The 5,392-nt window shown below is 70.8% G+C and carries 8 protein-coding genes; 1 reads left to right on the forward strand and 7 read right to left on the reverse strand.

The features are described 5' to 3' along the window. Positions 1-62 precede the first annotated feature (62 nt). Entirely contained in the window at positions 63-680 is a 618-nt protein-coding gene (locus WH07_RS34305) for an SCO3374 family protein (RefSeq protein WP_046508839.1), read from the forward strand. Here WH07_RS34305 and WH07_RS34310 read toward each other — a convergent pair. The 7 genes from WH07_RS34310 to nadC form a co-directional block, all read right to left on the reverse strand. Continuing rightward, on the reverse strand, positions 659-994 hold the full coding sequence (locus WH07_RS34310) for a histone-like nucleoid-structuring protein Lsr2 (RefSeq protein ID WP_046508840.1): 336 nt from the start codon (positions 992-994) through the stop codon (positions 659-661). The two genes, WH07_RS34305 and WH07_RS34310, sit on opposite strands and share 22 nt — an antisense overlap. A 144-nt stretch (positions 995-1,138) precedes the next feature. Further along, positions 1,139-1,678 carry an amino-acid N-acetyltransferase gene (locus tag WH07_RS34315; protein WP_079023796.1) on the reverse strand — a complete coding sequence of 180 codons (540 nt, stop codon included), beginning with the start codon at positions 1,676-1,678 and terminating at the stop codon, positions 1,139-1,141. Positions 1,679-1,687: 9 nt separating this feature from the next. Beyond that, entirely contained in the window at positions 1,688-2,167 is a 480-nt protein-coding gene (locus WH07_RS34320) for a BlaI/MecI/CopY family transcriptional regulator (RefSeq protein ID WP_079023797.1), read from the reverse strand. A gap of 199 nt (positions 2,168-2,366) precedes the next feature. Then, positions 2,367-2,552, reverse strand: coding sequence for a hypothetical protein (locus WH07_RS34325; protein WP_046508846.1), 186 nt, complete (start codon positions 2,550-2,552; stop codon positions 2,367-2,369). Positions 2,553-2,566: 14 nt separating this feature from the next. Beyond that, positions 2,567-3,370, reverse strand: coding sequence for a hypothetical protein (locus WH07_RS34330; protein WP_408645982.1), 804 nt, complete (start codon positions 3,368-3,370; stop codon positions 2,567-2,569). Positions 3,371-3,528: 158 nt separating this feature from the next. Beyond that, positions 3,529-4,326 carry a type III pantothenate kinase gene (locus WH07_RS34335; RefSeq protein ID WP_046508850.1) on the reverse strand — a complete coding sequence of 266 codons (798 nt, stop codon included), beginning with the start codon at positions 4,324-4,326 and terminating at the stop codon, positions 3,529-3,531. Then, entirely contained in the window at positions 4,326-5,351 is a 1,026-nt protein-coding gene (nadC, locus tag WH07_RS34340) for a carboxylating nicotinate-nucleotide diphosphorylase (protein WP_046508851.1), read from the reverse strand. Before nadC ends, WH07_RS34335 begins: the two co-directional genes overlap by 1 nt. Positions 5,352-5,392 lie beyond the last annotated feature (41 nt).

A 5,392-nucleotide genomic window follows, 5' to 3' on the forward strand; every position in this document is an offset into this window, starting at 1 on the left:
CGGGACCACGCGGGAGCGGACCACGTGGGAAGGGGCCGCGCGGTCCCCTCCCGCGTGGTCCCATCCCGCGCGGCCCCTTCCCACGTGGTCCGCTCCCTGGCGGTCGCACCGGTACGGAGAGCTGTCTAGCGCGGTGGTACGAGGAGGGGCTCGGCTGGGCCGTGGAGGCGGGGCCTCCCGTACGGCTGCTGACCGGGCTGCGCTTCGATGTGCTGGAACTGCCCGCCGACGCGGGCGCCGCCCTGCTGCGGCGGATCGGCCCGACGGGGCCCGTGGCGCTGCTCGGCGGGCGGATGGCTCTGCTGGTGGCCGCGGGGAGCGCGGACGAGCTGCCGGGGCTGCTCGACTGGCTGGAATGGGGCGGAATCGCCCTGGGGCTGACCGCTGTCGGCGCGGGCGGGCGGATCACCGCTCCCGCGCCACCGCGGTGGCCCGGCGTCGCCGCGCAGGGGGCCGCCACGTGGTTGCGGCCCCCCGGGCCCGGACGCGAGACGGAGCCGACGCTGCCGTCACTCGCTCCCCTCGGGCGGAGCGGCGGCAGCGGGGGCAGTGGTGGGGGTGCCCCCGATCTCGTACGGCTCGTGGACGCGGCGGCGACTGAGTGCCACCGGGCCCGCTTGTTGCGCATGCCGCGCAGAAATGCCCTTCGTACGAATACTCAGCCGTTGGCCTTCTCGTAGGCTTCACGGATCTCGGCGGGAACACGGCCACGGTCGTTGACGCTGTAGCCGTTCTCCTTCGCCCACTTGCGGATTTCCGCGGTGTCCTTGTTACCGCCCGTGGCGACTCGGCCCTTGCCGCGGCTGCCCGCGGCGCGGCCACCGGTACGCCGGCCCCCCTTGGTGTACGGATCGAGGAGGCCCCGGAGCTTGTCCGCATTGGCGGTGGTGAGGTCGATCTCGTAGGTCTTGCCGTCCAGAGCGAACGTCACGGTCTCGTCCGCCTCGCCGCCGTCGATGTCATCGACAAGAAGGACCTGAACCTTCTGTGCCACCGGATTTCCTTTCATCGAAAATGCAGTACGCGGAAAGGAAACCGCTTTTCTCAGGAAAACACAAACCCCCGGCAGAGGTTCAGCAGCGCGAGAACACGGGAAACGTGCGCGATTCGGACATAGGGATCCGGCTGAGTCGGGCGATCACAGGTGCAGAAGCATCCGGCTGTTGCCCAAGGTGTTCGGCTTCACCCGTTCGAGACCGAGGAACTCCGCAACACCCTCGTCATAGGAACGCAGCAGCTCTCGGTAGACATCTCCGTCGACCGGCGTCTCACCGATCTCCACGAAGCCGCGCTTCGCGAAGAACTCGACTTCGAAGGTCAGGCAGAATACCCGGCGCACTCCGAGCCAGCGGGCGGTCTCCAGCAGCTTGTCAAGCAGTTGATGCCCCACTCCGGCACCCCTGACCACGGGATCCACGGCGAGTGTGCGTACTTCGGCGAGGTCTTCCCACATCACATGCAAGGCGCCGCAGCCGATGACACTGCCGTCCCCGTCGCGTTCCGCGACCCAGAACTCCTGGATGTCCTCGTAAAGCGTCACGGGTGCTTTGTCGAGCAGGATGCCTTCGCTCACGTAAGGGTCGACGAGACGGCGGACAGCCGGTACATCCCTGGTCCTGGCCCGCCGGACGGTGATGGCATTTGCTTCGGCATTGGGAAGCGGAAGGGCTGAGCGCATGCCGGGACGCTATCGCCCCGCCTCCGGGCGGCGATCGGCGCCCCGGAGCGCGGCGTCTTCGGCCCCCGGGCCTTCCGGTTCGGCTTCCTCCGGTGGCCCTGCGGCTTCCTGGTGTTCGCCTTCCGGCCGGTCCGCGCGCACCATACGGACGGCGTCCTGAAGTGCCTCGCGCTGCTCGGGCGACATCATGCCGAAGAAGGCGACGAGGGCGGCGGCGGGGTTGTCACTCTTCGACCAGGCTTCGTTCATCAGGGCCGCGGCGTAGGCGGCGCGGGTGGAGACCGCCGTATATCGATAGGCGCGGCCCTCGACTTCCCTGCGCACCCAGCCCTTCTGATGGAGATTGTCCATTACGGTCATGACGGTGGTGTAGGCGATGGACCGTTCCCGCTGAAGGTCTTCGAGGACTTCCCGGACGGTGACCGGTCGGTTCCATTGCCAGACGCGTGTCATGACGGCGTCTTCCAGGTCTCCCAATTGGCGGGGCACATCTTCACCATAGTGCGAGATGTCCGAATAGCCGGTTATTGACGGAACAAAAAGGACGTACGACGGGAATCAGTCGTACGTCCTGGTCATACGGTGAATACGCACTGCGGCGGCCGGGATGACGCAAGGTGTCCGGAGTGCGTACACGGGGTGCCGCCGGGCGCCGTGCCCGGCGGCCGGGCGTTGCCGGCGCCCGCGGTCAGGCGCTGCCGGTGCCGGGGGTACGTTCCTGCGACTGGGCCTCCGCGCGGGCGAGGGCCGCGTCGACCGCGGCGTCCTCCTTGGCCTTGTTGGGGCCGCCCTGGCTCTTGACGATCGTCACGACGAGGCCGATGAAGAAGGCGGCCATCACCACGGGAGGTACGAGCGCGGATACGTAGTCCATGGCGTCCAGCGTAGCTATCCGACGGCCAGCTTCTCCGGCGGGGGCGCCGGGCGGCGGCGCGGCGGGAACACCTCGGACGGCTTGGGCATCGGCCTGCCGGGCGCGGGGCGCTGGGGCGGGCCCGGTTTCCGGGGCGGCTTCGCCGGTTCGGCCGGTTCTTTGCCGGACTCCTTGTCTGGCTCCTTGCCGGGTTTCCCGTCGGGCTTCCTGTCGGGCTCCTTGGGCCCTGCCGGTTCGTCGGACCCGGAGTTCGAATCCGAGCCGGAGTCCGACTCGGAACCGGAGCCGCCGTTCGCGTCGGCGCCGGTGTCGGCGTTGACGGAGCCGGCGGAGAGGCCGCCGGGGAGCGCGCGGAGCCTGACACGGGGCTCGGGGGCCGCCGCGGCGGCGGGCCCGACGGGGGCGGCGGCGGTGACGCGGGCGGCGAGACGGGCCCGTACGGACCGCTCGGCCAGCGCCTGGCAGCGGCCGAGCAGGGCCGCGGCGGCCGGGTTGCCGCGCAGGGCGCGCAGCGCCGCGAGATCGTCGGGCAGCGGGACATAACCGGCGGCCAGGGCCTCCCGGAGCAGTTCCAGATAGCCGGTGAGGGACCCGGGGAGCGCCTGCCGGTACCGGACGAGGTCGGCCATCAGGAAGTCCCGCAGCCGTCCGGCCTCACGTACCGCCTCGTCCACGGACTCGGCGAGCCGGAGACAGGCCCGTACGTCCTCGTTCGGCAGCGGGACGGGATGAAGGGCGACGGCAAGGGCACGTCGGAGCACACGCAGCTCCTCCGCACCGAACGCCATGCCGCCGCGGGATCCGTATGGCGTGGGCATGCGGCGACACTACGCGCCAAAAGGACAAAATCCGCTTAACACCTCCCCTCGGGCGCGGCCCACCCGCCGAACGGGGGACCGGGCGGGCGGCGCGCGGAGGCCCGGCGCCACGGTGCGGCGCCGGGCCCGGCCGGACGGGGCGCGGGGCCCGCGCCCGGCTACATGCGGGAGACGTTCCGTTCGTAGACCAGGCGCAGGCCGATCAAGGTCAGCCAGGGCTCGTGTTCGTCGATCACGGAGGCCTCGCCGAGGACCATCGGGGCCAGGCCGCCCGTCGCGAGGACCGTGACCTCGCCCGGGTCCTCCGCCAGCTCGCGGGCCATCCGCCGCACCACGCCGTCGACCTGTCCCGCGAAGCCGTACAGGATGCCCGACTGCATCGCCTCGACCGTGTTCTTGCCGATCACACTGCGCGGCCTGGCGATCTCGATCTTGCGGAGCTGGGCGCCCCTGATACCGAGCGCCTCGACCGAGATCTCGATGCCCGGGGCGATCACACCGCCCGCGTACTCGCCCCGCGCGCTCACCGCGTCGAAGGTCGTCGCCGTACCGAAGTCGACGACGATCGCCGGGCCCCCGTACAGCTCGACCGCCGCGACCGCGTTGATGATGCGGTCCGCGCCGACCTCCTTGGGGTTGTCCACCAGGATCGGTACGCCTGTCTTGATACCCGGCTCCACGAGGACCGCCGGGACATCTCCGTAGTAGCGGCGGGTCACCTCACGCAGCTCGTGCAGCACGGACGGCACCGTCGAGCAGATCGCGATGCCCTCGATCCCGTCGCCCAGCTCCTCGCCGAGCAGCGGGTGCATGCCCATCAGACCCTGGAGCAGTACGGCGAGTTCGTCGGCCGTGCGGCGCGCGTCCGTGGAGATGCGCCAGTGCTCGACGATCTCCTCGCCGTCGAACAGACCGAGCACGGTATGGGTGTTGCCGACGTCGATCGTCAGGAGCATCAGGCGCCGGCCTCTCGCAGGTCGAGGCCGATGTCCAGGATCGGGGAGGAGTGGGTGAGCGCGCCGACCGCGAGGAAGTCGACGCCCGTCTCGGCGTAGGCCCGCGCGTTGTCGAGGGAGAGCCGCCCGGAGGACTCCAGGAGGGCGCGGCCCCCGACGACGCCGACCGCCTCGGCGGTCTCCTCGGGGGTGAAGTTGTCCAGGAGGATCAGATCGGCGCCCGCGTCCAGGACCTCACGCACCTGGTCGAGGGTGTCGGCCTCGACCTCGATCGGTACGTCGGGGAAGTGGTTCCGTACGGCCTTGAACGCCTCGGCGACCCCGCCCGCCGCGACCACGTGGTTGTCCTTGACCAGGGCCGCGTCGGACAGCGACATCCGGTGGTTGACACCGCCGCCGCACCGCACCGCGTACTTCTCCAGCGCGCGCAGCCCCGGCGTGGTCTTGCGGGTGTCACGGACCTTGGCCCCGGTGCCTTCGAGCGCGTCCGCCCATGCCCGGGTGGCGGTCGCGATACCGGACAGCCGGCACAGGAGATTGAGCGCGCTGCGTTCGGCGGTGAGCAGATCGCGGACGCGTGTGGTGACGCTGAGCAGCTTCTGTCCGGCCTCGACGCGGTCGCCGTCCACGGCATGCCGCTCCACGGCGAGCTCCTCCGTACAGACGACGGACAGGACGGCCTCGGCGATGTGCAGTCCGGCGACCGTGCCGCTCTGGCGCGCGGTGAAGTCGGCGGTGGCGACGGCGTCCTCGGGGACGGTCGCGACGGTCGTCACGTCCACGCCGTGGTCGAGATCCTCCTCGATGGCCACATGCGCGATGTCCTCGACCTGTACGGGGTCGAGGCCGGCGTCGGCGAGCAACTGGGCGAGGGCGGGGTCGAGGCCGCATTCCAGGTCGAAGGCCTCGTCGGCGGAGCAGCCGCAGCCGTCGCCGCAGCCGCCAGTGGCGGCGGCCGGGGCGCCGATCTGGATCAGCGGTACGTCCACGGGCTCGGGGCGTGGACTGTCTTCGGGCGTGCTCACGGTGTATGGCTCCCTGGGGGCGTCGGCGGGATGTGGGGTGC

Origin of the sequence: Streptomyces odonnellii (assembly GCF_000981895.1) — a bacterium.
GTDB classification, from domain to species: Bacteria; Actinomycetota; Actinomycetes; order Streptomycetales; family Streptomycetaceae; genus Streptomyces; species Streptomyces odonnellii.